At 44.7% G+C, this 24,463-nt stretch carries 24 protein-coding genes; 3 read left to right on the top strand and 21 right to left on the bottom strand.

Going from position 1 to position 24,463, the window contains the following annotated elements; all coding sequences use genetic code 11:
• Position 1 precedes the first annotated feature (1 nt).
• Genes L990_RS04370 through L990_RS04345 form a run of 6 tightly spaced genes read right to left on the bottom strand, consistent with a single transcriptional unit; the run spans position 2 to position 4,922 of the window.
• Positions 2–1,933 (bottom strand): CoB--CoM heterodisulfide reductase iron-sulfur subunit A family protein, encoded by a 1,932-nt coding sequence (locus L990_RS04370; RefSeq protein ID WP_047445906.1) that lies wholly within the window; start codon positions 1,931–1,933, stop codon positions 2–4.
• Positions 1,930–3,231, bottom strand: coding sequence for an FAD-dependent oxidoreductase (locus tag L990_RS04365; protein WP_047445904.1), 1,302 nt, complete (start codon positions 3,229–3,231; stop codon positions 1,930–1,932). The genes L990_RS04370 and L990_RS04365 overlap by 4 nt, the downstream gene beginning before the upstream one ends.
• A gap of 2 nt (positions 3,232–3,233) precedes the next feature.
• Positions 3,234–3,641 carry a hydrogenase iron-sulfur subunit gene (locus L990_RS04360; protein ID WP_047445903.1) on the bottom strand — a complete coding sequence of 136 codons (408 nt, stop codon included), beginning with the start codon at positions 3,639–3,641 and terminating at the stop codon, positions 3,234–3,236.
• A 10-nt stretch (positions 3,642–3,651) separates the two neighbouring features.
• Positions 3,652–3,903, bottom strand: a complete 252-nt coding sequence (locus L990_RS04355) for a sulfurtransferase TusA family protein (RefSeq protein WP_047445902.1) — start codon at positions 3,901–3,903, stop codon at positions 3,652–3,654.
• A 33-nt stretch (positions 3,904–3,936) separates the two neighbouring features.
• Positions 3,937–4,503, bottom strand: coding sequence for a DsrE/DsrF/DrsH-like family protein (locus L990_RS04350; RefSeq protein WP_197057233.1), 567 nt, complete (start codon positions 4,501–4,503; stop codon positions 3,937–3,939).
• A 56-nt stretch (positions 4,504–4,559) separates the two neighbouring features.
• Positions 4,560–4,922 (bottom strand): DsrE family protein, encoded by a 363-nt coding sequence (locus L990_RS04345; RefSeq protein WP_047445901.1) that lies wholly within the window; start codon positions 4,920–4,922, stop codon positions 4,560–4,562.
• 143 nt (positions 4,923–5,065) lie between these two features.
• Here L990_RS04345 and L990_RS04340 point away from each other — a divergent pair, with 143 nt between their 5' ends.
• Together L990_RS04340 and L990_RS04335 are read left to right on the top strand one after the other, a co-directional pair.
• Positions 5,066–5,740 (top strand): Crp/Fnr family transcriptional regulator, encoded by a 675-nt coding sequence (locus L990_RS04340; protein WP_047445900.1) that lies wholly within the window; start codon positions 5,066–5,068, stop codon positions 5,738–5,740.
• Positions 5,741–6,250: 510 nt separating this feature from the next.
• Complete coding sequence (locus L990_RS04335) at positions 6,251–7,642, top strand: MDR family MFS transporter (protein WP_052180724.1); 1,392 nt, start codon at positions 6,251–6,253, stop codon at positions 7,640–7,642.
• Positions 7,643–7,875: 233 nt separating this feature from the next.
• Here the strand turns inward: L990_RS04335 and L990_RS04330 are convergent, their stop codons facing one another.
• From L990_RS04330 to L990_RS04315, 4 genes are all read right to left on the bottom strand, one after another.
• Entirely contained in the window at positions 7,876–8,775 is a 900-nt protein-coding gene (locus tag L990_RS04330) for a GyrI-like domain-containing protein (RefSeq protein WP_047445899.1), read from the bottom strand.
• Positions 8,776–8,922: 147 nt separating this feature from the next.
• A complete protein-coding gene (locus L990_RS04325) occupies positions 8,923–9,312 on the bottom strand; it encodes a DUF1398 domain-containing protein (protein WP_047445898.1) in 390 nt (129 codons plus the stop codon).
• 236 nt (positions 9,313–9,548) lie between these two features.
• Complete coding sequence (locus tag L990_RS04320; RefSeq protein WP_047445896.1) at positions 9,549–9,950, bottom strand: hypothetical protein; 402 nt, start codon at positions 9,948–9,950, stop codon at positions 9,549–9,551.
• 269 nt (positions 9,951–10,219) lie between these two features.
• Positions 10,220–10,798, bottom strand: coding sequence for a hypothetical protein (locus tag L990_RS04315; RefSeq protein WP_156121340.1), 579 nt, complete (start codon positions 10,796–10,798; stop codon positions 10,220–10,222).
• A 205-nt stretch (positions 10,799–11,003) separates the two neighbouring features.
• Between L990_RS04315 and L990_RS04310 the strand changes: the two genes are divergently transcribed.
• Positions 11,004–11,588 carry a hypothetical protein gene (locus L990_RS04310; protein ID WP_047445892.1) on the top strand — a complete coding sequence of 195 codons (585 nt, stop codon included), beginning with the start codon at positions 11,004–11,006 and terminating at the stop codon, positions 11,586–11,588.
• A 202-nt stretch (positions 11,589–11,790) separates the two neighbouring features.
• Here L990_RS04310 and L990_RS04305 read toward each other — a convergent pair whose 3' ends face one another.
• The 11 genes from L990_RS04305 to L990_RS04250 all read right to left on the bottom strand — a co-directional run bounded on the left by L990_RS04305 (position 11,791) and on the right by L990_RS04250 (position 23,850).
• A complete protein-coding gene (locus tag L990_RS04305; RefSeq protein ID WP_047446121.1) occupies positions 11,791–12,156 on the bottom strand; it encodes a DUF2200 domain-containing protein in 366 nt (121 codons plus the stop codon).
• 223 nt (positions 12,157–12,379) lie between these two features.
• Positions 12,380–13,087 carry an HAD family hydrolase gene (locus L990_RS04300; protein WP_047445890.1) on the bottom strand — a complete coding sequence of 236 codons (708 nt, stop codon included), beginning with the start codon at positions 13,085–13,087 and terminating at the stop codon, positions 12,380–12,382.
• An 87-nt stretch (positions 13,088–13,174) separates the two neighbouring features.
• Positions 13,175–13,783, bottom strand: coding sequence for a hypothetical protein (locus tag L990_RS04295; protein WP_047445889.1), 609 nt, complete (start codon positions 13,781–13,783; stop codon positions 13,175–13,177).
• Between the two features lie 254 nt (positions 13,784–14,037).
• Positions 14,038–14,655: a nitroreductase family protein gene (locus L990_RS04290; protein ID WP_047445887.1), complete on the bottom strand. Its 618-nt coding sequence runs from the start codon at positions 14,653–14,655 to the stop codon at positions 14,038–14,040.
• A gap of 193 nt (positions 14,656–14,848) precedes the next feature.
• Complete coding sequence (locus L990_RS04285) at positions 14,849–15,829, bottom strand: Kelch repeat-containing protein (protein WP_052180723.1); 981 nt, start codon at positions 15,827–15,829, stop codon at positions 14,849–14,851.
• Positions 15,830–16,187: 358 nt separating this feature from the next.
• Positions 16,188–17,270, bottom strand: coding sequence for a serine hydrolase domain-containing protein (locus L990_RS04280; RefSeq protein ID WP_047445885.1), 1,083 nt, complete (start codon positions 17,268–17,270; stop codon positions 16,188–16,190).
• A 151-nt stretch (positions 17,271–17,421) separates the two neighbouring features.
• On the bottom strand, positions 17,422–18,210 hold the full coding sequence (gene ccsA, locus L990_RS04275; RefSeq protein ID WP_047445883.1) for a cytochrome c biogenesis protein CcsA: 789 nt from the start codon (positions 18,208–18,210) through the stop codon (positions 17,422–17,424).
• Complete coding sequence (locus tag L990_RS04270) at positions 18,200–19,468, bottom strand: cytochrome c biogenesis protein ResB (protein ID WP_052180722.1); 1,269 nt, start codon at positions 19,466–19,468, stop codon at positions 18,200–18,202. Before L990_RS04270 ends, ccsA begins: the two co-directional genes overlap by 11 nt.
• A 65-nt stretch (positions 19,469–19,533) precedes the next feature.
• Positions 19,534–21,030: an ammonia-forming cytochrome c nitrite reductase gene (gene nrfA / locus L990_RS04265; RefSeq protein WP_047445881.1), complete on the bottom strand. Its 1,497-nt coding sequence runs from the start codon at positions 21,028–21,030 to the stop codon at positions 19,534–19,536.
• A gap of 16 nt (positions 21,031–21,046) precedes the next feature.
• On the bottom strand, positions 21,047–21,634 hold the full coding sequence (gene nrfH / locus L990_RS04260) for a cytochrome c nitrite reductase small subunit (protein ID WP_047445879.1): 588 nt from the start codon (positions 21,632–21,634) through the stop codon (positions 21,047–21,049).
• Between the two features lie 743 nt (positions 21,635–22,377).
• Positions 22,378–23,850 carry a serine hydrolase gene (locus L990_RS04250; RefSeq protein ID WP_047445876.1) on the bottom strand — a complete coding sequence of 491 codons (1,473 nt, stop codon included), beginning with the start codon at positions 23,848–23,850 and terminating at the stop codon, positions 22,378–22,380.
• Between the last annotated feature and the right edge of the window lie 613 nt (positions 23,851–24,463).

Raw genomic sequence — 24,463 nt, 5'->3', positions numbered from 1 at the left:
TTTAATCGTTGGCAAGGGTGTCAATCATTCGCTCTATTTCTTGGTTCGAGAAGGTGAGCAACTCAATTGCATCGGTAGGACAAACAGGTAGGCACATGCCACAGCCTTTACAAACCGAGCTGTTTATTACAGCAAACGATCTATCAGCATCCCCCACTTTGTCTATCGCGCTAAATGGACATACGTCGGTACATGCGGTACACCATGTACATTGCTTCTCGTTTACCACTGCAATAATAGGCTCCATCTCCAGTTCGCCTTTGCTTACGTACGAGTAAGATTTTGCGGCAGCCGAAAGCGCAGAGTTGGCTGTCTCCATCGCACTTTTTGGCCCCTGACAGGTTCCTGCAATGGTAATTCCATCTATCACCGTCTCCACAGGACGAAGTTTCATGTGAATCTCATTAAAAAACTTATCGCGCCCCTTCGGCAACTTAAGCAAACTGCCAACCGAGTTATCTTCACGAGGAGTCATTCCTGTAACCAATACCACAAGGTCGGCTTCAACTTCCAGCTCACGCCTATTCGAAAGAATGTCGTTTATACGAACAATCGTTCTTCCGTGCTCTACGACTACTACAGGCAGATCATCTTCATACGACTGTAAAAAGATATCTCCATTGCTACTTGCTTCCCGATAAAGCAGCTCCTGCTTTCCGTATGTTCGTATACCACGAGTGAAATGAAAGTTGTTTACATTCTTAAACTTACTACGAACCTCTATTGCTGTATGAATAATTGAGGTGCAGCAATATCTCGAGCAATACTTGTTTTCACCTTCAGCCTGACGGCTTCCTACACAGTATATGTAGGCTATATTTTCGACTTGCTTACCTTTATAAGTTAGCTTTCCGTTGCTCAATGAGATGAGCCGTTTCAGCTGGGGAAGAGTAATTACATTATCCACATCTCCATACCCAAACTCTCCAATCTGCAGCTTATAGGGATCGAAACCTGTAGCCATCAGAATAGATCCCACGTTAAGATTTATCGTCTCCTGATCCTGAGATAAGCTGATGCTACTACAAACCTTTTCGCAACTACCGCAACGGGTACAATTCGCCATATCAATTGCAGGCTGTTGAGGATATACATCTGCCAACGCGGGGTAGATTGCCTTACGCTTGGTTATACCAAAGTTAAACTCATCGTCAACCGATACTGGACAAACCTCAACCGCCTTAGCAACCTCTTCGCGGCTATATTTATGGGAGATAAAACGAGGGCTAACCCTTAGGGAAAGCGTAAAGTTTCCGATGCTACCCGCATTGCTTACCAGCTCGGCACCAGTAAACAAGGTTATGCTATTTTGCCTACGAATTTCGGAGTAAAGCTTTTCTATAAGTTTACTGCCCGACTCGTTGCTTGTATACATCGAATCCCACTGAGACACTCGTCCACCTACAAAATGATCGCGCTCGATAAGATAAACCTGACTACCCATTTTTGAGAGTTCCAGCGCAGCCTTCATCCCTGCCAAGCCGGCTCCAATAACAGCCACCGCCTTTTCCGACTTTATCTTAATGGGATCTAGCGATTCTGCATACTCCACCTTTGCGATGGCCGCCTTCACCACCTGAATAGCCTTTTCTGTTGCCTCCCTTTTCATATCGGAATGCGCCCACGACACCTGCTCGCGAATGTTGGCGTGTACGTAGCTATACTTGTTAAGCCCCGCGCGTTCGGTAACCGCTCTAAAGGTGGTTTGATGCAGCTTAGGGGAGCAAGAGGCTACAATCACGCCGTCGAGCTCGTTACTCTTAATATCATCAACCATCTCCTTTTGGTTGGAGTCGGCACAGGCAAATACGGTAGTTTTGGATAGAAATACGATATTCTCCTCGCCTACCGCCTGCTTCACCTTTTCAACATCAACATAATCGGAAATATTGCCACCACAGTGACAGATATATACGCCTATCTTTTTTTTCATGGTTTCGAGTTTAAGTAGCTGATAGCTTCGGCTGCTGCAGATCCTGCTGATAGTATCGAATCCGGAATATCCATAGGTCCTGATGCCGTTCCCGACACAAAAACACCATCGATGCTGGTGCGTGCAGGGCTAACCAACACCTCGGGCTGATATACAAACTTTTGCGCATCAACCTTAAGCTCTCTATTTTTAAATAATGCCGATGGCGTTTCGTTTGGCAATACGCCAACCGATAGTACCGCCATATCGTGCTCCGCCTCTTTCACTACACCTTCGTTGATGTCTTCATATCTTAGAATTAGATTACCATTCTCCTTTTCGGTAATGGTGCCAATCTTACCTTTCACGAAGTTTACCCCCATACCCTTAGCCTGCTCGTAAAACTCCTCGAAGCCCTTTCCAAACGAACGTATGTTGATGTAGTAAATGGTAATATCAGCCATTGGGAGGGCTCCCATTAGCAGCTGCGCTTGCTTTATGGAGTACATGCAGCAGATCTGCGAGCAAACAGGATTACCAACCGATGCATCGCGAGATCCGGTACATAGGACGTATGCTATCTTGTCGGGTACCTTTCCATCGCCGGGGCGTAGTATTGTATTAAATGGACGCGTAGGCGCCAGCTGACGCTCCATCTGCATGGAGGTTATAACGTTTTTCATCTTTCCATAACCGTATCGGGGCATTTTTAACGGGTCGAATAGATTAAACCCCGTTGCCACAATTACCGTTTTGGCTTCGATGCTATACTCTTCTGTTTCTTGGGTAAAATCTATACACTTGGTCGGACAAGCCTTTTCGCATGCGCCACAAAGCGTACAATTATCTATATCAATTGCTGCAACTCTGGGACTAGCAATGTTAAAGGGAATAAATGCCGCCTTACGACCTATCAGCCCCAGCTGATACTGATCGGGTACATTAACCGGACAAGCCTGCTCGCACAGCTGGCATCCGGTGCAATCTTCGGTAACCACATAGCGAGGTCGCTTGGTAACACTAGCCACAAATCGCCCCTCGTTATTCTTTGTTACGGCGGTGACTTCACTGCTTGTAAAGATCGTAATTCCCGCATGGCGAGAAATTTCAGAAACCTTAGGGGTCGTAATGCAAGCCGCACAATCTAAAGTAGGGAAAACCTTACTCAACAAGATCATCTTACCCCCAATAGTCAAATCCTTCTCAACGACAAGCACCTTATAACCGTTATTTGCCAGATTAAGCGCTGCTTCTCCCCCGGCAATACCTCCTCCAATTACAAGGGCATCGTATTGAGATTTTTTTATATTTTCCTGCATACCTACTTATTTGAAATTGACAAAAGGTAGTCGTTAAAAGTCCGCATCTGCTTTACAAACGACTCGCTACATACCGAGCACAGAGCGGCCATACGCAAACGGGCTGGCTCAATGTTTCTCTCCTTCATCAGCTCGTGAGTTTTACCAACCAAATGGCCTGTCTTCTCGGTACACGACTCCCCATACGAGCAGTCGCTACCATCGGCAGCTATAAAAACGCCATCGAACCCCTGCTCAAATGCGTGCAAAATCCAGCGTGGCTTAACACCGCTCGAACAGCGCAGAGGTATTGTGTATACTTTAGGGGGATAGTGCAGCTTAAGCAATCCCGCCATATCAATGGCGGGATCTGATATTTTTTCGGTGGAAAACACCAATATCTTGGCACTCTTTTTTACTGGATTTGCCATGATTTTAGTTCTACTTTTTCTTCATAAAGATTTTGTAGTACCCATTCTCCTCTACGGTTCCTAGATACTCGTGCCCCTGCTTGGTGCACCACTTAGGAATATCTACACGCGTACCTTCGTCGGCCGATAGAATTTCCATCACTTCGCCAGAAGCGATTGTTCCTATAGCTTTTTTGGCCTCCAATAGTGGACCTGGACATGCGGTGCCTCGTGCATCAACCGACTTTGCTACGCCTAAAGCTGATAATTCTTCGTTTGTCATGACTTTTCTAGTTTTTATGTTGTTGAATTAATGTTATATGAAGAGCTGCATGCTGCTTTCTAGCCCTTCGTTTACGAATGTTGAGGCTCCGGCATACCTCAGGTTCGGATAATCGATTATCTCCTCCTTCTTAAAGCCCATCAAGTCCATCGACATTTCGCAGATGGTGATTTCGATACCAAGCTCTGCAGCCTCCTTAAACATTCTGTCGATAGAAAGCACATTCTTCTTTCTCATCAGGTACTTTATCATCACAGGGCCCATCCCCATCATGTTTAGATTCGATAAGCCGAGCTTATTTCGTCCCTTCGGAAGCATTACCCCAAACATCTTTGAGATAAAATCTTTCCCGTTTGCTCTTTTCTTCTCATCGCGAAGCGCCGATAGCGCCCAAAACGAGAAGAAAAGCTTCACCTGCGTATCGTTTGCAGCTGCGGCAAGCGCAATCACCATCGATGCCAAAATCTTATCGAAGTCTCCCGATACAACGGCAATCGACAGCTGATCCTTGCGGCTATTTTCTAGCATCGACACCTTTTTACCTAAGGCTTCGAGCTCTTTTTGTAGCTGCGCTAGCTGGTTTGTTACTTCTGATTCCATTTTTGCCTGTTATTACTTTATTTGTTTATTGTGTGGCCATAAGCCCTAAATTCATCCTAGTAGGTTACTACCGATTTTGCCGAAAGCACCTCGGTAACCACCGTCCCAGCTGCTATTGAAACAGCCCCCTCAACCAGCTCCTGTGTTCCAATTCCCCTTTCCCTTACGCAGGGTGTACACAGCAGCAGCTCCCCGCCCAGCTCCAAGAAAGTATCAATAAGTCCTTTTAAGGGTAAAAAGCCGTGAGCACAGATTGCCTCTGCCTCGCCTTTTTTGGCAACCATCACGGCATTTGCCTGCAGAATTACCACCACCTTTACGTCTACCGTTTGAGCGGCTGTTGCCAGCACAAATGGGAGGGTTGCCTTTTCTGAATTTTCTGGACCATTGGTACTGATAATTACGAGCTTGTCTTCCATCTTCCTTTAGTTTTTGAGAATTACACAAAGGAATAGCATCTTTCTACCTATTCGATCAAAAAAGGTGTACAAGAAGTTATATCAGGATGTGACATTTCGCACATTCTTATACATTTGTGCTTTCATCTATCCCTAACAGGCGTATGCATAAGTGTAAAGTTTGTTCGTATAAATCTCCCGCTACAGAGAAACTAAAAGACGAGGAGCTTGAACTCCTTGGCAAAGGATGCGCAGAGGTCTACTTTAAGGCTGGCGAAAACGTTGTCAAGCAAAATGCTCTATCCACCAACGTAGCCTACCTTAAATCGGGCGTGGTTAAAATCCACATGAACGAAAACGGGGTAGAAAAAATTAAGCGAATTATAAGAGGCCCCAGGTACCTATGCCTCCCAAGCAACTTTAGCGATAAGATCAACCATTTTTCGGCTACAGCGCTCGAAAATTCGGCTGTATGCTTTCTCGATCTGGAAACCTTTAAAAGCTTCTTCTACTCAAATGGCGACTTTGCCTTTCAAATTGTAAAAGATTTAAGCCAAAACGAGCTCAAGAACTTTCATAGCTACATTAATAGCTCTAAAAAGCAAGCCACGGGACGAATTGCCGAAAGCCTTGTATACTTCTACAAGGAAATTTATGGCAGCAAAACATTTACCCTACCCATTTCGAGGCTGGAGTTGGGCGAATTCTCGGGGACTACGCGCGAAAATGCAAGCCGAATACTCTCCGACTTTCATCACGAAAGAATAATTGACCTCAACGGAAAAACAATTACCGTTCTTAACGAGGAGCTACTTACTCAAATAAGCGAAAAGGGATAGCACCAACTTTCCCCCTTTTCCCTCCGCTCAACAAAGCGTCGTGCTTTTGTATGCTTACAGATTCTTTGCAGCACTAACATTAGGGCTTATCCATATCGCAGAATCAGCTGGGCATTCAATTGACAATCGAACGCTAAAACCAATCGAGTTGGATATTCAATTGGCAATTGAATCCTAAAACCAATTTGGGTGGACATTCAATTGGAGATTAAATGCTAAAACTAATCGAGCTGGGCATTCAATTGGAGATTAAACGCTAAAACCAATCGGGTTGGGCATTCAATTGGAGATTAAACGCTAAAACCAATCGGGCTGGGCATTCAATTGGAGATTAAACGCTAAAACTAATCTAGTTGGGCATTCAATTGGAGATTCAACGCTAAAACCAAAGTCCCAATTTAGGACAAGCCATTCCTACATTTAGCAAGAATTGTCAAGTGAATAGCAAGAATCGGCAAGCCATTTTTTTCGTCGCACAATAGATTTGCGGCATAATAATTACCAACTAAAATGGATGCTCAGATTTCTGTCAGGAACATTCCTGCTACGATGGCCGGATTAATGCTTTGCCTATTCTTATCGGCCCTCGACAACTCGATTGTAGGAACTGCCATGCCCAAGATTATTGCCGACTTACAGGGGCTACGCCACTACTCGCTACCGTTTACATCGTATCTGCTCTTTTCTACCGTGGTTATTCCAATTGCTGGTAAGCTCTCGGACGTGCTTGGCCGAAAAGTTGTAGCCCTTTGGGGCATCGGGCTGTTTATGCTAACATCGTCGCTTTGCGGGTTGGCGGTAAATATGCCGATGCTGACTCTTTTTCGCGGATTACAGGGAGCCTGTGGAGGTGTTTTGGCATCGAGCGCATTCATAATTTGTGCCGAGCTGTTTCCGCCACAAAAGCGAGGAAAGTATATCGGCATGCTCGTCGCTATGCATGGCTTAGCCAGCATGCTTGGTCCGGTAGTGGGCGGAGTTGTTACCGACTACCTCTCGTGGCACTGGATTTTTTACATCAACATTCCCGTTGGGATGCTATCTTTCCTTCTACTAAAAAGGCAGCTACCGCTTATCAAGCATCCAGGCAGCAGTAACGAGGTCGATTTTAATGGGATTACGCTATTTCTGCTTGCCCTATTCCCATTCCTGCTCTGCTTTGCAGAAGGTGGTAAGCTGCTCCCTTGGACATCTCCGGTTACCATCTCGCTACTACTCTTTTCGCTGCTGATGTTCATCGGGTTTATAAAAGTAGAACGCTACTCGAAATCGCCATTACTACCCGTTGAAATGCTCAGAAATGGAGTTTTTCGAAGAGCCTCATTTTCGGCAGCAATGGGGTACGTTACCCTATTCGGCATAATTCTATACGTTCCTTACCTGCTGCAAATTGTACAGCACAAAGGTGCTACCTACTCGGGCATGGTAATGCTACCAATGTCGCTGGCCATTGTGGCTGGTGGAATGAGCGGTGGTTTTATTGCATCGAAATGGATGCGGTTTAGGCTACAGGCAATAGTAAACTTCAGCATATCCATAGCGGGGCTTATTCCGCTGCTGGTATACGGCCAAAATATTCCAATGGGGATGCTGGTATTGGGGATTTTGCTTACAGGACTTGGCGTAGGCCTTAACTTCCCCACCATGAATATGGCACCTCAAGCATTCTTTCCTGCCGCTCAGATGGGGGTGCTAATATCGAGCCTCGAATTCTTTCAGATTATGGGCGGCGTGATATCCACCTCTGTGCTGGGTAACCTGCTTCATGTATCAACGATGTGGCTTATTATCCTATGCATGGCGGCGCTCGCATGTGGCATTGTTGCCATGTCTGGAGTTAACGAAAAGGAGATACGCAATAAGTTCGCAGCCCGATATAAGAAGCCTGCAATGGCCCAATAGCGATATGCCAATAGCATAAGTCAGAAGGTAAGAGGTTACACAAAGGTTGAATCCACATGCCAAAGCGTTGCGCACTACAATAGTTGCAACTCATCAGAACATCCGATACGGCTAGCGAATAAAATCGATAATGGATTCTGGCGGCAGCTGCCAACCCGCAGCGCATGAATGATGACACCTACGTTGGTAGCCTCTTAGCTTTTACCCCACATCTCCGATAAAGCCTCCAACTTTTAATACCTACCCATAGGGACAATCGGAATGGCAATATCGTACATAAGCTCATTTTGAGAGCAGTCGGACATCAGCGACAGCGGGTAGAGCTCAATTAGCGGCTTCTCGTCGGGCATATATCCACTCTGAATAAGCCATTCGCCATAAAAGAAAGCGTAAGCCTCCCAAACATCCTCGCGGGTACCCTTAAAGTGGTAAATGGCGTAAAGCGCCTCCTTCAGATGAGTCGTTTTAACATCTCCTCGCGAAAGAATCATCTCCCTAGGTACCGTAATGCAAGCTCTATAGCGGCATTTTTCGCGCGGTGTTATACCCGGGTTGTTATAGGGAATTCCCAGAAGGGTAACATCTCCAGCTATTAAGTCCCTTGGCTGCAAAAACTGAAACAGCCGATTCCAAGCCTTTGGGATACCTGTTGCGTAACTCTCAATAACCTGCGTGTAGGCAACATAAAAATCTGGCAGCCTTTTTATCTCTACCAACGAAAAGTCTCGTAGCCGACTTTGCGCTTTTGCAACAAGCTGCTGCTCCGTAAATGTATGGTGCACCTCCTTATGTTTTTGAAGGTATAGGGAGGGTGCTACACCATAATGCTTTTTGAAGGCCCTAGAAAACGACGATGCCGATGAAAAGCCACATGAAGAGGCAATATCCGCAATAGCAATATTCTGGTTAAGGCAAATAAGCTTGGCCGCCCGCTCCATACGCGAACGCTCTATGTAGTCGCGGGGTGTTTCGCCCAAAACGGCTGAGAAAATACGATGAAAATGAAATGGAGAGAAGCAAGCAACCGCGGCCAGCTTCTCTAATGGAATCTCTTCTGATATATGCTCCGAAATATAATCAACAGCCTGATGTATTCGCTCCTTATAAATATCTACAAAATCGGTACTGCCCATATGAGTTTCTGTGGTCGGCAAATATATCAATTAGTAAGCTTTTATCGAATAGCGCCCCTACCCCGCAAATGCGTTCTTTAACCGCTACTCACCGCTATGCTATGGTACCCGACATTATACAAAGGGTACCCCACCATAGGTCGCGTTTTATTGTGGTATTCGCTCTACCAAAACCTTGTTTCCGATCTTATCGTAATAGGTACAGGTCATTTCTTCGAGACAAACAGCCCATTTTTCAATTCCTGTTTGGGCACAATGCTTACAAAATGTATGATAATCGGTTTCTCCCTGCTGATGTATTTTCAGGTAATGGGAAAATTGATCCTTACTGCAATTTTCGGCTATTTCCATATTGGCATACTGAGGTAATGATTTTGTATTATAACCGTTTTCGCCAAAGTACTCGGTGTGGCTATCGGCTACCCATGTTTCAAAACCTACTACGCCCATTTGCTTTAATGCTCTAATGTACTCAGGAAAGTCTGCACCCGATTTCACCCTGCTGTGGGCTTGCTCTATTTGTTCTACAGCAAACATACTTCGTCCTTTTTATCGATTAAACCAATTAGTAATCAGCACGTATTTAACCAATACAAATTTACGAATTGCTAAATCAATCTGGTATTTCTTTCAACAAGTCGCCTAGCACATTTCGTTATACCGTAAGTCTTTCTATTTAAAGCTATCGGATATAATATGCCCATCCTTTATCAGCATTTTCCAATCATAAGCATTGTGCTTCGAATTGCTCTAAGGTATTACTACCGAAATTATTATTCAAATACTGAAACCAAGGTTATAACAGATGCCAGCAGAATTATTAGCAGTAGGAACACCAGCGAATTCTTGTACTTATCCTTCTCGATAACAACTTCGTAAAGTTTCTTCCCTTTTCGTCGTTCAACTAAAATCCACCTCACCAAGCCACCTATCAAAGCAAACAGGTAGATGCTGTTGGCCGGATTGGATTGAGACATATTATCCTCTCCAACTACTGGCACCCGCGTGTAGTATTGGCTATCAATTTTTTCATTTGATACAGGATTATTGGAGCCTCGTGCATTTCTTCGCTTTTCGATCTCATAACGTGCGGCTTCAACATCTTCGCTCGCACATTCGCTCCCATTTTCGAGAATATCTTGTAGCTCAAGATCTGTTTTTTCGTTCATTTTCATAGCAATATGATATTTTATTGTTTTGAGTATTTTTCTCTTTTCTTCTAACCTAGCCAGCACGATATACCGTATAAATCGGGCTAAAATAGTATGCCATCTTTTATGGATGACGCATACGTTGTGCCTACTGCTACATTTTGCCTATTACGCTACCTCCACCAGCATTAGCGGCTGCCAAATTAGTACTTATTGGTATATCTCCATGTTTGGAGGGGAAAATATTTAGCAAAAGTAGTAAAACATCGGCTCCACGTCCTAAAAAGTCGCATCTAGCGGCTAGCCCTTATCTTTCCGCTGGCAGCAACCCTGTAGGTGGTAACTTTAGTTACATCGGTTCCGGTGGTGCACTCCAGATCGGTAACTACAATACCATCCTTGCTAATTGTAGATTCTGTTCGGAGAAAGTTCTCGGCAATCTCATCGTAGGCTATTTGGCAAAAATCTATCACATGGAAGCTCCTATCGTAGTTTACTAACAGCGTATAGAGCTCGTTCTCGTTGGGAAGATAGCTCACCACCACCGTTTGAAACTGGCTCGACAGGTTTACCCGATAGCGAAGGGCAAAGCTGGTGGTGGATAAAAAATCATCCTTAGAAACTATCTTGTCCAGATGCAGAAGGGCGACCTGCTCTGAAGTAAGCTTCTCCTTCATCTCATAGCTATCAAAGCTGGTGGAGTCGACAAACGGAGTAGATTTTACAGGTAGCACATCAACAAAGCGGTAGGGACTTGCCGGCTCAACCTTAGAGTGCCCCTTCCTCTCCTTCCCTGCATCGGTTTTACTGCCGCACGAATAGAGCCCGCACAGCACACCTCCCAAAGCTAGTAGTAGCACAATTTTCCTCATTACTTTCCTATTGGTGGTTAACATTAACCGTTCAAATATCGTCATTCTAGCTATCGCACTAAACTGCTTACTAGCCCTTAAGCGCAGCTAGTTGGCCATTTCATAGCCCCCATTCGATACCTCAACCGTTTTAAGTCAAAGCGCATCTTGGATACTAATTTAGCACTGTTATCTCACAATTATCAACAATTAAAAAATTAAAACTATGAGTCCAATCACAGATCTTTCAGCACTAAACTCAGGATGGGGCATTTGTGGCTTTAGCTCATCGCTAGGCGCCCTTTACGTAAACGATCCAGCAATAAAAAAGACGGTAGATGCAGCGGTTAAAAACGGTACCCTAAAATACCGAATGTTAGCCGAAATAAAAACATACCTGAACCTGCTTAGGAGCAAAAACAGAAACGATCTTCTAAAGGAGATAGAGGACTTTACCCGAACCTTCCCTGATTTTGGAACGTTTACCATCAACAACTACATTGCTACCATCAATGAGATTGCAGAGAAGGAGCCCGATGTGACGAACAAAAAGTACAGCATTGCCATGCCTGTAAACGGATTGGTAGAGTACCTTAAGATTGTAGGCAACAAAACGAACGCCAAAGCAACTCTAACCAGCACCAGCACTAAGGACAACGTTATTCTTGGTCTATGCGATAAGACCAAAACTCTAAAGCACTGGGTTTACAAAAAATCGAAGGCAGAGGTGTACAATTGGGGAGAGGTGAAAAGTTTGGAGGTTGTTTTAGCGGATTGTGATCTATCAATTCTATGCGAAGTTAGCTTTTAGCCAATCGGAAGCATCCAAGATCACTTCCCGGGCAATACGCTATTGCTTAACTAGAAACATCAAGAATACAAAACTGCATCCTATTCCACTGTAAGTTGATACTCTTAAAACCTGTCGGCCTTAATGGTTGGCAGGTTTTTCTTCATTTCGTGGGGATTATATATTACCTTAAACGCATCTTTTCTCAGTAACACTATCAGCCTTAGCCTAACCTCAATATTTTTTCCATCTTCCGACCTTTGGCGAGCTCGTCAACCAGCTTATCCAAACGCCGTATCTGCTGCGTTAATGGATTTTCGACATCCTCGACCCTGCAGCCGCAGATTACACCCGTTACCAAATAGGCATTGGCATTTACTGTCGCATTCCGAAAGAACTCTTCAAAAGTAACCGTCTCCTCAATAAGCCGCTGTAGCGCCTGTTCGTTGTACCCCGTCAGCCACTCTATTACCTGATGCAGCTCCTCCCTGCTCCGCCCCTTTTTCTCCACCTTAGCAAGGTAGAGAGGGTAAACCAATGCAAACGTCATTTTAGCCATTCGCTCGTCATGGTTGGATGTTGTCTTCATAGCGTTCCTTATTTTGTATGTTTTGTCCAAACGGACTGCTACACTACAAGCTTACTACAAAAAGATGAATATTCGGCTCTACACATTCACTTTTAAGGAGCACTTGCGCACTATAGAAGCAGCATTGTACATAGCACATAGGCACAGCAGCCTAAGAACTGCATAAATTACTCCGCGGCTAGTCTCGTGCATGCAATCAGCAAGCAGAGCGTTTACGTAAAGACTAGCTATAGCGGTCAACTATACTAAGAAGATCCGTTGGCCTATCAATCTCAAAGTCGGGCCGATGGTGCCACTGCTGCATATCTGCACCGCTGTACTTTACACCTACGGCAATCACCCTACACTTTTGATGCAGCTCCCTTTCCATATTGCGGGCAAACTCCACATCCCCCTCATGATCCCCAACGTAGAGGATTGTCTTCCCCTCCACAGTATCTAAGAGCTGCTCCAAGCATCTCACTCCGCTATAGGGATTCGGTTTTTGCGCATTCGAAGGAATATCATCATACCCAACAACGGCTTGAAACTTGTGATGTAAGTTTTCCTGTCTTAGAACATGGTAGATATTTTGAGCCGAGTTCTGCGAACAGATACCCTGCGGCAGCATTATCTGGCTTACGGTATGCTCTATTTCGGGGAATAGCGCAACTGGCGTTGTATTCTTCAGCTGAAACTCGGTCCACAACTTGCCTGCCGCCTTCATTTCATTGGGAGTCATTCCATAGTATTCGACATACAGCTCCTGCCAATTTTTAGCCCGGTGATTGGCAATATGGTAGGCCGCTTCGCTTTGCAGGCAGGCTGGTAGCCCGTTGCCTGTTAGTCGGGTAGCAACCTCAAGCAGGATTTGCTTAGTTATATCAATATTCTTAGGAACGGAGTTTACCAACGTTCCATCATAGTCCCAAAGTACCGCATCCAGCTTCATATCTGTTGGTTTATATATACTCTCGTAAAATGCACAAAGGGGCCTATTTGTATCAAACAGCCCCCTTACAGCAAACAATTTGTTAGATTACTTCTTATCAAGAAGCTGCTTTATAAGCTCCAAGTTGGTTCCCTTTAGCGTTGCTGTTAGCATCTTAGGACCAGCATAGTAGCGTATAAGCAGCTCCTTTGAACTTTTAATTGCAGCAAGCACCTCATCCGATGGCCTGTAGGTAAATCGATAAACCTTTTTATTTTCCTCGGAATACCCTGTAACCACCGAAACCTTGGTCGAATCAGCCTTCAAAATATCAGACTTCTTTTCCTCTATATTTTTTACCTGTTCCAGCTCCTTATCCACCAACGTCATAGGAAAAACCTTACTATCAGCAATCAGAAATACCTCATCCTTCAGCTTAAAACTGGTGGAACTCAAGGTAAGCACGTCGTAAAAGGTGCAGGTTACCTCACCATTGGCCTTTATCTCCTTTACAATAGACTGCTCTAAAGGAATGGATGGCGACCTAGGATCGCTTACCATTATAATATTGCTAAGCAGGAAACGTTTTGTGGAATAGACAACGTCGTTTTCCTCTACTATAGATGGCCGAAGAAGCGAACAGCCATAAAACGCCAGCGACAGCGCCGCCAGTCCTGCTACAAGATAAATTTTTCGTTTAAGTAGAATTCTATTCATTTGATATGGGTACGTTTATACTAGATTTATTTACGTGTAACCGTATAGGCAAGATAACAGAAAAATCACCAAATAGGCATGCTATAGGCTACTTTTTGCCTGGTGTGTAAATCCCCTACAGGGGTTGCTCAACAACAATGCACCCCTTTATTTTTTGCCAGTTGGAACCTTGTAATCCGAAAGGTAGCGAAGATGCTTTTCCGAGAAATAAGCACTCAACAAGCTACTTAAGTAGGTGTTTTTGATAGCCATCTCTACCACTTGTCATAATGCTTTCTTTCCTCAATATTGATATGTTTCTGCTTAAGAATTCTTGCATCATCAGCCATATATCCTATTGGGATTACCGCTGCAATTTCTAGCTCGGAAGGAACTTCCAGCCCTTTCTTAATCGACTCAATATTTTGAGGGATGAAAGTCACTCCATAAACATCATGTTCAGCGAGGCTTAATAACAAATTTTCTATGCAAGTCCATACCGATGCCAAACAGTTCAAATCATATATTTTACTTGCTTCGCACACTCTTGTTTTGGCCTTATATACCACTACTATTACTGTTGGTGCCTCAAGAATCATTTTTTTCTGTTTCGGAATTGCATCTAGGTACATTTCCTTCATAACATCATCTTCATCCTTGAATAGCAGTTTAAGCTTTTCTAAATCTATTGTTTTGTCGAGATTTTCTGATTCAATCAGCTTTAATTTTGATTCAAGGCTACTTAAAATAATAAAATCCCATTCCCTTAGATGGTTGTATGTAGGTGCTTTAAATCCGTTTTCAATGGCATAATCAATAATATTCTTTGAGATTTCTTTATTTTGAAAATCTCTAATAGTCTTTCTTTTTTCGATAACATCTCTAAATTTCATAGTCTCCTTAAAATTATAGCAAATACATGCCTATACACCATCAACTACTATTGTTCTCGCTTGGGGATATCTCCAAAGCAAGGCAAAGCAGAAATCTACAAGATCAAAAGTGAACCAATAAATATTTACAGAAAAAGCAGTAGTATTAAACACTCCCACAGCACGAAACAAGCAACACCATATCTAAACAATACTATCTAATATTTATTCCGCTCCAAAATATAAAAAAATCGGATAGAATAGACAATGAGTTATCGCCCGTCCCCACGTAGGCTTTCCCGTTTACAATAAATGGAGTAGCACCCATTCGAGGTGCAAAACCGCTTGGCGATTCCACCTTTTCCCAGCATCTCCTATCGATATTAAGCCTCCACATATCATTGTAGAAGTAGCGCTTATCAAAACCACCACCAACATAGCCAGCATCGCCTAGCCCAAAGCCAAAAGCGCCATACCGTAAACCGGGGAAATCGGGCAGCTGGCTCCATTGGTTAGTAGCAGGATCATACTCCCAAAAATCTTTTAGTGCATTCAAAAAGGAACCACCCTCGTCGATACCTAGTCCACAATACCCCTTTCCGTTAACAGAAAAGGCAACAGCCCCACATCGACCAACAGGAATAGCGGCCACCTGCTCCCACTTGTCGACCTCGGGATCATATCTCCAAAAATCGCCAAGGTACTCTGATGAGCTGTCGTACGAACCAGTACCAACATAGGCATATTTACCAATAACAAAACTCTTTGCGCTATAACGCCCTTGTCCTGGGAACTCGCGCTTTTGGCTCCACCTGTTCGATAAAGGATCATACTCCCACACATCGTTACACAGCTGTTTGCTACCTGCAAAGCCAAGACAAAAATAGACCTTCCCGTTAATGGCAAATGATGTTACTGCATGACCACCCTTACCTGGATAGTCGGTTTTCTGCTCCCACTTATTGGTTGCGGCATCGTACGCCCAAAAATCGTGAAGATAGGAGCCATCCGGCGCATTACCACATCCCACATATCCCTTTCCGTCTACCGCTGTGCTAGTTGCCCCACTACGACCTAGGTCTCCCATCGATGAAGCAGGTTGCCATGCCACCTCCTCCTTATCCACATAAACCCGACTACTGCACCCCCAGAGTGCTAGCGATGCCAGCACCAATAGACCAACGTTATTTCTCATCCCAAATTCCTTTTATATTAAACTTATATTTACTCTTTAGAGTTTCCCGCAGTGTACTAAACAGCCATCGGCCAGCAATTTGGGTTGCTGACTATACCATGCACATCAATGAGCCTGTAAAGACTCCAATTCCTATTTCAAAAGTACAACACCAAGCAGCATCGACAAAATAAAATAGACATCAACCACCTGTAAAGTTAACTGAAACGAATATAGCTATACCCAACGACCGTACCCCCTACCCCAAATTTTGGGCTAGTATCTTTTGCCCTTACAGGTAGCAAAGCACCTCCACCTTGAAGGTTCCGACAAGCAGACATTGAACATCCCAACATTGTGCTGCTACGCCATTTTGTGGCTATTGGCGACCGTAGGTTTCTTTCAGCTTTCGCATCAGAAGCCTAACTCCTCGCTGTGTATCTGGGGTAAAGGAATTCGTGAAAATAATATAGGCTCTTTTCCCTACTCTATCTATATGAACAAGGGTATAGTAGGTACCTGCTGTGCCTGAGTGCGTTGAAAGTTCCTGTCCTTTTTCATAAATGTTATACCAACCCAAGGAGTAAAAATCTACCCCCTTGTGAATATGCTGGTAGGTTGCTGCTGTCAGATATCCATTTTGCCCGCTCAGCCCCTGCAAGTTGAGCTGAATAAACCGCACATAGTCCTTTAACTTTATATTTATGTCCCCTGCCGGTTCGGTATAATCGAGGTGATAGGTGGTATTTGAAGGAACGGGTAGCAGCGTTGCATTTTCGAATGAATGCCCCCAAGTATCCTTTGCATTCTGGTTCTCTGGCCATGAAAGCTTTACATTTAGCTTTAAATCCCTATTAAAAACCTTATCAACCAAATACTCCCAGCTTTTGCCTGTTGCCTTCTCGAGCATCAATGTAGCCAAGGTGTACCCCGCGTTCGAGTAGATGAATGGATTTTGCGCATCCATCTTTACGGGTTCTTGAGCAAGGACAAATTGTCCAAATTGTTTTCTTTTTTCTTGCTTTGTCCCCCTGAAGTTGGGTATTGGAGGATCATTTTCGCCCTGAAAAGGCTGTACACCTGCCCGATGCGAAAGCAGATCTTGCAGCGTAATGTTTGCATATTCGGGTTTGCTTTGGGCTTGCCATTCGGGAAAATAGTCAAAGAACTTGTCGTTCCAAGACAACCTCCCTTTTTCTACATATTTGGCAATTATAAATGCGGTCATTGCCTTAGTGTTGGAGCCTATATGAAATCGGTCTTCTAAGGTTGCCGTATCGGGAAGGTTTACGGAGTGTTTCCCCAATGCGGCAATTTCCAACACGGCTTTACCATCGACTACCGCGTAGGAGAGCTCTGGAATATGGTAGCAGCTTCGGATAGAATCAGCAAACTCTACCGTTTTCTGTGCTACGCAGAAATTTGTAATCGCTAAAAGTATAGCTGTCGCTAATTTTCTCATCTTATCGTGTTTTTATACGACCACCGCTAAGAATCCAATATGAACTTGTATACTTTACATTTTTTTGCTCTCAGCGGCTGCCCTGTACACCCCAAACCTCTCCTACACGCAAAGAAACTTCTCCGCTTTAGGCCAGCAGCTGCAAAGCCTGTTAACGGCTATAGGTATGAACGCTATTTTGTGCTGCGGGGAGGTAGTTGATGCCAAACCAACAAACCAGAAGTACCACAAACGCCAATGCGAGCATCCAAGTTGCGGTTGCCTGCTTTTTAGGGGTATGGAATCGAAAATGAAGGTATACCAAATAACCCAACCAAGTGATAAAAGCCCAAGTCTCCTTCGGGTCCCATGTCCAGTAATGACCCCAAGCCTCTTTTGCCCAAAGTGCACCAAAGACAGAGCCCATTGTTAGAAAAGAAAAACCTACATAAACTAAGGTGTCGGCAACAGGCAGCAAATCCACCCTAGAAGGTTGTCCAAAACGCTGCATAAACAAAATCTTAGCTGCAACTAGCGATGCCGCACCCAAAAGAGCATAGGAGAAGATGTATACCACTACATGGGGAACAAACCATATACTCTGAAGCGCAGGCATCAGCGCCTTGCTATGCGTTTCTGGCTTTACAATATTAATTACAATAAAAACCAACGCCAGCAGCAACGTATAGGATAAAATCCATCTAAATTTCCATCGAAGGTAGATAATGGCACCAACCAATGGAACAAAAAAGGCGTACCATAGCCGCGTTTCACCAAGGGTTCTTAGCGGCGGACGATCTAACGAGATCCAGAGCATAACAATAAACGCTGCAATAGCAAACGAACCTAGTAAATAGATACCTCCAACAATAGCAGTCCTACCCCTTCGATAAGCGTAGAGCGTAGCAATTATCCAACATGCTAATGCGACAATCGAAAAATATATAAAATTACTCCACATTACGCACCTCCCTTTTTTGCTTATTGGCAATCCAAAATAGGTACACAGCACCAGCTAGCAGCATCAGCAACCCTGTATAAACAACCTTGAGCCAAGGATCCTTTACCATCTCAACGGTGCTCTTGTTCGACCATCTCCCCATCTGATCGTCATAACCCAGCTGGTAAATAGTCCATCCATCCACCACCACCGGGCGGTTAACTTCGATGCAGGTATCAAGCCTTAACCCTGTTTTTGAGTATATTGTCACCTCCGATCTAAACTTTTTCGGTTCTGGAACTCCCATAAGCAAACCGAGGGTATCGGTAAGGTAAAGGCTCTTATGCGGAAACATAAAGCTACCGCTACTTATCCACCCTTCCTTTTTTTGGCGTCCATCATGGCTGGTAGCCTTGATGTAGGCCGCTTGACAAGATCCGATATTAATGTACCTGACGTACTTGTCGGCAGCAACAGGCGCCGCATCGTTCATTTTACTCACAACCTCTATCTGCCAACCTTCTAAATTACCCTTAGTAAGGCTATCCTCTAATGCTAGGTGCACCGGTTTTTCTTTGGGCAGCGCATCCCCCGTTCGAGTATCTATAAGGTATAGGTTAGCAGGGTACTCCTCCATCGTAAAGTCGTGCAGCTCGGTTGCAATAGGCATTTCATATACCACACCCTGCCTATCCTGAGCTCGCCATTCCACCTTACCCTCCGTAAGGTTCATGGTTAATTGAGCAATATCGCCGCTTCCCAATACGCCCGCAAACAACGTAAGCCAAAGTCCGAGGTGATTAAGTACGAATCCAATATTTTTTTTACGAAAGGGGACTAAACGTTTTACGGCTGTGAGCCCCAGCGAGGTGAGTAAGAAGAAGAAGATAAAGGCAAAATACCAGGTATGCAAAATGGCGTCGAGCCCAATTCTCGAAACGAAGCCTCCTTGCGGCGCTTCGTACAGGTTGCGTTGAGGCGTTACCCCCATAAGAAGTACAGTAAAACCAAGCATCAGCATCAGCGTTATAGCCGTTGGGCTAGATCCCATCCACCGTATAATGGTACGTTTACCGGCAGCCAGCTGTAAAACCACCAGCACCACCAGGTAGGCCCCACCGAATAGTACGTTAAATGGATAGGAAAAAAGAGTATTGCCAACACAACCGACGGTCAGCTGTAGTAATATTCCCACAGCGACCAACCCCAGACATACAACAAAAGCCTCCTTATACCCCCAAATGCCCTGCCAAATAGGTCGTCCCAATTTTTGTGTCATCCGATTTTCTTTTCTGAATTATGAAGCAAGAGCCGCAGCTTACGCCTACGGCCCCCATCTTCCCTTTAGTTAGTCGAAACTAACCTATTTTTTTCTCGTGCCTGCTTCAACCATTGTGGCACTGTTTGCTCCATGAAAACCTTCTTGGCAGCACGCTCCTTGGCCATATCCAAACCAATATAGCTTTGCGCCTTTGCCTTGTTCGAAAGGTCTGGCATCGGCACATCACCTGTAAAGCCGTTCTTGGCAAGCACCTTGGTTACTGCAAGACGAGCCTGCAAAGCCTTGTCTATACCATGACTTAGGATACGCTGTATTTCTACTGGTGCATGAAATGACGCCCCATGCGATGCCACCGCAAAATCCCAGCGCCATTGAGCCTGACGTAGCAGCTTAAGCACTGGCTCCATTTGCGCTTCTGTAGCCCCCTTATCCCACGCAAACTTTGCCTCTACATGAACCTTTGCCAGCTCATCTTCGAGCCTATTTCTTATCTCGTTGGCTTTGCGTTGGCGCTCGTATACGTTATTTCGAAGCGTCTCTTCCGTCTCTCTATGGCAGTTCTGGCAGGTGCTGTTTATCTTGGCAAGCGGGCTCATCACGTGGTGGTCGGTAAACTTCACGCCCCCCTCACTCTTATAGGGCATGTGGCAGTCGGCGCACGACACCCCACGCTGCGCATGTATGCCCATCTGGAAAATCTCAAAATCGGGATGCTGCGCCTTTAGCATCGGAGCTTTACTCAACGAGTGCGTCCAATCCGTAAACTTTACGCTATCATAGTAGGTCTCAATGGCCTCAACGGACGTCCCCTTATCCCACGGAAAAGTTAGGTACTTGCCATCCCCCTTAAAGTAGTACTCTACGTGGCATTGTGCACAAACAAGCGAGCGCATCTCGGAGTGGGTAGCCTTAGTAATATCCTTTCCCGCACGCTGAAATGCCTCAACCAGTGCAGGCCTTGTAATGGTTAGGTTCATGGTGTTGGGATCGTGGCAGTCGGCACATCCTATAGGATTGACTACCTCGCTCCCCCAAGCTCCCCATTTGGTTTTATAGAACTTCTCTATTCCTACCGAATCCATTAAGCGCGGCACATCTGGACTTTTACAGGTCCAGCAGGTACCAGGTTGTGGACCGTCTTCGGGTGTTTTGGGGCTACCCGTTCGTAGGGTGCCAACCACATCTTCTATTGCATGCATGTGGCCCCGTGGCGCTGCGTAGTCTTTCGAAAATGCATAGCCTGCCCAAAGCACCACCATCTTAGGTCTACTTTCGAGTACATCGTGGGGTTTATTCCCGTTAAACTCGCTCTCAAAGTCCATGTTCGCTGTCTTCTCCCATGTCTGGTATTCGAGAGGGTACACCTCCCCCCAAAGCGGATTGCGCGACTCATGCTTCGCTATAGCCCCCTTGGCCACCTTAAAAACTGTCGCTTCAGCACGTCGTTCTACAACGGAAGAGGCAAGTAAACCGAGTAGGAATACCACCAGCATTGTAGCACCAAAAAGCCCCCATCCTAGCCAGGGTCTTTGCTTAATCTTCTCGCTTAGATTAATCATATCTGCTGTATTATTTTTATTTCTTCTTACTAGCCATTAGCTCGTTTAGCCAATCTGGCACAGGAGATTCGGGCAACGGAACTATTGCATTTGGGGTAGATGATAGGCTCCTCATTCTTCCATGCGGCACCTCTCTATGACACTCCCAGCACACCTTGCCCTCATTCTTCTTGGCCATCTCAAATGTAACCTTAGCCAACCCCACATCCTGATTTAACACCGTATGGCAACGGATACAGTTCTGCTGCACCACCGACGCCCCTGCATCGCCTATCGTTATGGACTGATGCTCGAGCCGAAGCGTAAATAGAGCCGCATGCCGCATGCCATCCTTGGCCTTAAAGGCGTACTTCATTAATGCGCTGCTATGGGGTACGTGGCAATCGTTACAGGTTGCCCGTTCCCTATGAGAGCTATGAAACCAGGTGGCATATTGCGTTCCCATGATATGGCAGTTTACGCAAACCTCAGGCTTGTCGGAAAGGTAGGAGTAGGCTTTAGATACGTAGAAAGTATAGCAACCTAAGCCCGAGAATACCCCTAAAGCTACGATAACAGCAACCCTCCATTGTGGTGGTGGTAATATCTTTTTTAGCAGCTTCACGCTTGTTGTGTTTAATTATTTAAACCTTCATCTCCCCTTTTCACCATTTTGCAGCTAGCAACTCAACGGTCTTAAGAGGCTACAAGTGCCTTTATTTATTCTCCTATTGCTATGTAACAACCGCACAACGGGCAGAGTTCGTTTACTGGACCTTCTTTTTCCTATAAGCAGCTTGCTTGCAATCTTTTTAAACGAAAGCAGCTATATTTTTTCGATACACGCCCTGCGATCTTTTTCTCTACAACCTCCTAAACCGAGCATCCCCTTAGCGTTTGTAGAGAAAGCCAGAAATAAAGGAGTGCGCCTAACGTCCAGCACGGCCTCCACAAACTTGGGAAACAACAGCCTCTTTGAGCAGAAGTACCTCAAAATGGCTATATATCCTTTTTACAAAAGGAGGCTTACGAGATTGTTACCTGAGTAAATAAACAAAAATTTAACATACAAACATACTGGTAAATTTATTTTAACTATTATTTATTTGGAATAAATACCTACAACACTACAAATATTGCTTTTTAGAAGAGAAATAGAACAAGTTCCTTTTGATTTACAACGAAATCAGAAAAGACGAACAAAACACTTACAAAACAACAAACGCAGCAACACCTGCAACTCCTAACTCAGCATTGAGGGATTATATATGATGCCTAAACAATGATTCTACAGAGATCCAACAGCTATTTCCAATGCCCATAACTGCACTTCTGCCTCCAAGCCATAGAACCAGAGGTTGCGATTGCCTATTTCGTTTCGATATCAACTATTACTTGTCCCTTTTTACCTAGGTAATGCTTTAGGAGTGCTTCGTAAACGCTTATGCCAGTATCGGAGTTGGTGAAGATCAAAAGCCCCTGCTTCTTTTTGGGAAGGATAAAGATAATGGTTTGAACACCCTTATCTGAGCCACCATGCGACAAGGCCAGCTCGCCATTGCCCAAATCGTATATTTCGAAACCCAAACCAAAATGTTTTCCTTTGGTAGTTGCAACCTGGTTGGTGGTCATCTCATCAAATACCTTTTTGGTCAAACCATCACCATTTACTACAGCAGCCAAAAAGTTTCCGTAATCTTCAACAGTGGTTAACAGATCATCGGCGGCGTTGGGGGTTTTATTTTTTACAACCTCATAAGCTTTCCCATCTTTATCATATCCAACGGCCAATCTTGTAGTATCCACATTTTTGTCCCAAACATACTTTGTGTCATTCATTTTTAGCGGTTGAAAAATAAGCTCGCTAGCCAGCTGCTGCAGCGATTTACCAAACTTCCTTTCCAAAGCCTTCCGCAAATACTCCATCCCCTCTCCCGAATACTGATATCCTGTTCCTGGATCAAAGAGGAAGGTAAGCTTGTGCCCGTCGTTCATCCATCGCCAATTGGGGAAGCCTGTTTGATGGCTTAGGATATGTCTTGTTGTTATTTTCTTGCTTCGTGGGTCGTTGGCAATATCCGGATCTACCCAATACTTGTAAACCGGGTCGTCCAAGCTCCACTTTCCCATACTTACCAACCTTAATGCAACCATTGCCGTAACGGGCTTAGTGAGCGATGCCACATTAAAGATGGTATTGTAAGGTGCTGCGCCCCCTTTTGCTACCTCACCAAAAACTTTTACCTGCTGCAGCTTACCGCCATCAATAATCCCAATACCTAAGGTTGGTACCTTGTTCTCCTTTAGCCACCTTTCTATTTCGGCATTGCTATCAAAAGTTGGATATCCTTCGTTCTTACCTTCGTATGCCTTATGGTCGAAGCTGAATGAGGTTACCAGCTTCCATTCGCCATCCTCGAGCTGCCAAACGTTGGTGAATTTTGCAACGCCAGCCTGCGCCTCGCGCTTTTCGGAAAACAGGTGCTCCCCATTCTGCACAGCACCATACAAAACACCATTTTTGTATAGGGGATATATTTCCGTACTTTCCTTTACTAAGAATCGTTTTACTTGACGATTGGCCTGACTACTACAAATTCCATTTCTCAGATCAGCCAGAAATTTGGCCTTACCCGAAATACCGTCTTTATCGTGATAAAACTTCAAGGTATCGCTCAGTAGGCTTTCGACCTGCCTCATATTGCAGGTGTTGAAACCAACATCAAAAAGCAGGCTGTCTTTTGCAAGAATTATTTTATAAATGGCTGAATTCCTATCAGCTTGTGCAAATGCCGAAGCGGCTATCAGCATGGTAAAAAGCAGGGCTAGCTGTTTCTTCATCTTTATTGTTGCTTACTATTTGAAAATTAACCATGCCCACTGCAACCATCGCACCTCTCGCATCTAACATGCGGCATACGACTAGCAGAAAGCACATAAACTATAGGCTTAGATTTTGCCTGTCAAAGCGGACATCTTTTACCTGCTACAATTTAAATAAATATATGCTTACAAAGCTAGCCTACTAAATTCTTTGATTTCACCGCTTTGCGTTTGCTACAGTTCGGTTCTGTTCGGCTGAAGCTCCTGCCCATGGCCGTCATGCTAAGCCTTTTTATAATGTTCGATCCCAACGGGTCGAAAAAACACTTACTCACCCGTACTATAAACCTTTCATTCCTCCGGAATGACTACCTATAGGAGCTGATGCCGGAGGCATCAAAGGCTTATAGAATAGTGTCGTTGTAGAAGCACTACCATTGTTCGGCTTAGGCTCCTGCCTCAGTCGAATCTATCCAAGCAGGCTAAAGCCTGCATTACCTATAGGTCTTCCAACCAAAATCCAACGGTACTACTTCTAGCGGCCCACTCATACCTGCATAGCATCTTGCGCTAGAATATAGGTAATCCTCTGCATTAACAACCAACCCATTACGAACAGGATTCTGATGAA

The organism is Alistipes sp. ZOR0009, from assembly GCF_000798815.1.
In the GTDB taxonomy this organism is placed as follows: domain Bacteria; phylum Bacteroidota; class Bacteroidia; order Bacteroidales; family ZOR0009; genus Acetobacteroides.
The sequence above is the reverse complement of the archived record's forward strand: the minus strand, read 5'-3'. Positions and strand labels throughout refer to the sequence as shown.

Coding starts and splice junctions, on each gene's coding strand:
- L990_RS04295 (WP_047445889.1), bottom strand. CDS start 13,783: ATGAATAGAATTCTACTTAAACGAAAAATTTATCTTGTAGCAGGACTG.
- L990_RS04310 (WP_047445892.1), top strand. CDS start 11,004: ATGAGTCCAATCACAGATCTTTCAGCACTAAACTCAGGATGGGGCATT.
- L990_RS04345 (WP_047445901.1), bottom strand. CDS start 4,922: ATGGAAGACAAGCTCGTAATTATCAGTACCAATGGTCCAGAAAATTCA.
- L990_RS04285 (WP_052180723.1), bottom strand. CDS start 15,829: ATGAGAAATAACGTTGGTCTATTGGTGCTGGCATCGCTAGCACTCTGG.
- L990_RS04270 (WP_052180722.1), bottom strand. CDS start 19,468: ATGACACAAAAATTGGGACGACCTATTTGGCAGGGCATTTGGGGGTAT.
- L990_RS04280 (WP_047445885.1), bottom strand. CDS start 17,270: ATGAGAAAATTAGCGACAGCTATACTTTTAGCGATTACAAATTTCTGC.
- L990_RS04290 (WP_047445887.1), bottom strand. CDS start 14,655: ATGAAATTTAGAGATGTTATCGAAAAAAGAAAGACTATTAGAGATTTT.
- L990_RS04300 (WP_047445890.1), bottom strand. CDS start 13,087: ATGAAGCTGGATGCGGTACTTTGGGACTATGATGGAACGTTGGTAAAC.
- nrfA (WP_047445881.1), bottom strand. CDS start 21,030: ATGATTAATCTAAGCGAGAAGATTAAGCAAAGACCCTGGCTAGGATGG.
- L990_RS04340 (WP_047445900.1), top strand. CDS start 5,066: ATGCATAAGTGTAAAGTTTGTTCGTATAAATCTCCCGCTACAGAGAAA.
- L990_RS04320 (WP_047445896.1), bottom strand. CDS start 9,950: ATGAAAATGAACGAAAAAACAGATCTTGAGCTACAAGATATTCTCGAA.
- L990_RS04330 (WP_047445899.1), bottom strand. CDS start 8,775: ATGGGCAGTACCGATTTTGTAGATATTTATAAGGAGCGAATACATCAG.
- L990_RS04370 (WP_047445906.1), bottom strand. CDS start 1,933: ATGAAAAAAAAGATAGGCGTATATATCTGTCACTGTGGTGGCAATATT.
- L990_RS04350 (WP_197057233.1), bottom strand. CDS start 4,503: ATGGAATCAGAAGTAACAAACCAGCTAGCGCAGCTACAAAAAGAGCTC.
- ccsA (WP_047445883.1), bottom strand. CDS start 18,210: ATGTGGAGTAATTTTATATATTTTTCGATTGTCGCATTAGCATGTTGG.
- L990_RS04355 (WP_047445902.1), bottom strand. CDS start 3,903: ATGACAAACGAAGAATTATCAGCTTTAGGCGTAGCAAAGTCGGTTGAT.
- L990_RS04315 (WP_156121340.1), bottom strand. CDS start 10,798: ATGAGGAAAATTGTGCTACTACTAGCTTTGGGAGGTGTGCTGTGCGGG.
- L990_RS04360 (WP_047445903.1), bottom strand. CDS start 3,641: ATGGCAAATCCAGTAAAAAAGAGTGCCAAGATATTGGTGTTTTCCACC.
- L990_RS04305 (WP_047446121.1), bottom strand. CDS start 12,156: ATGAAGACAACATCCAACCATGACGAGCGAATGGCTAAAATGACGTTT.
- L990_RS04250 (WP_047445876.1), bottom strand. CDS start 23,850: ATGAAGAAACAGCTAGCCCTGCTTTTTACCATGCTGATAGCCGCTTCG.
- L990_RS04365 (WP_047445904.1), bottom strand. CDS start 3,231: ATGCAGGAAAATATAAAAAAATCTCAATACGATGCCCTTGTAATTGGA.
- L990_RS04335 (WP_052180724.1), top strand. CDS start 6,251: ATGGATGCTCAGATTTCTGTCAGGAACATTCCTGCTACGATGGCCGGA.
- L990_RS04325 (WP_047445898.1), bottom strand. CDS start 9,312: ATGTTTGCTGTAGAACAAATAGAGCAAGCCCACAGCAGGGTGAAATCG.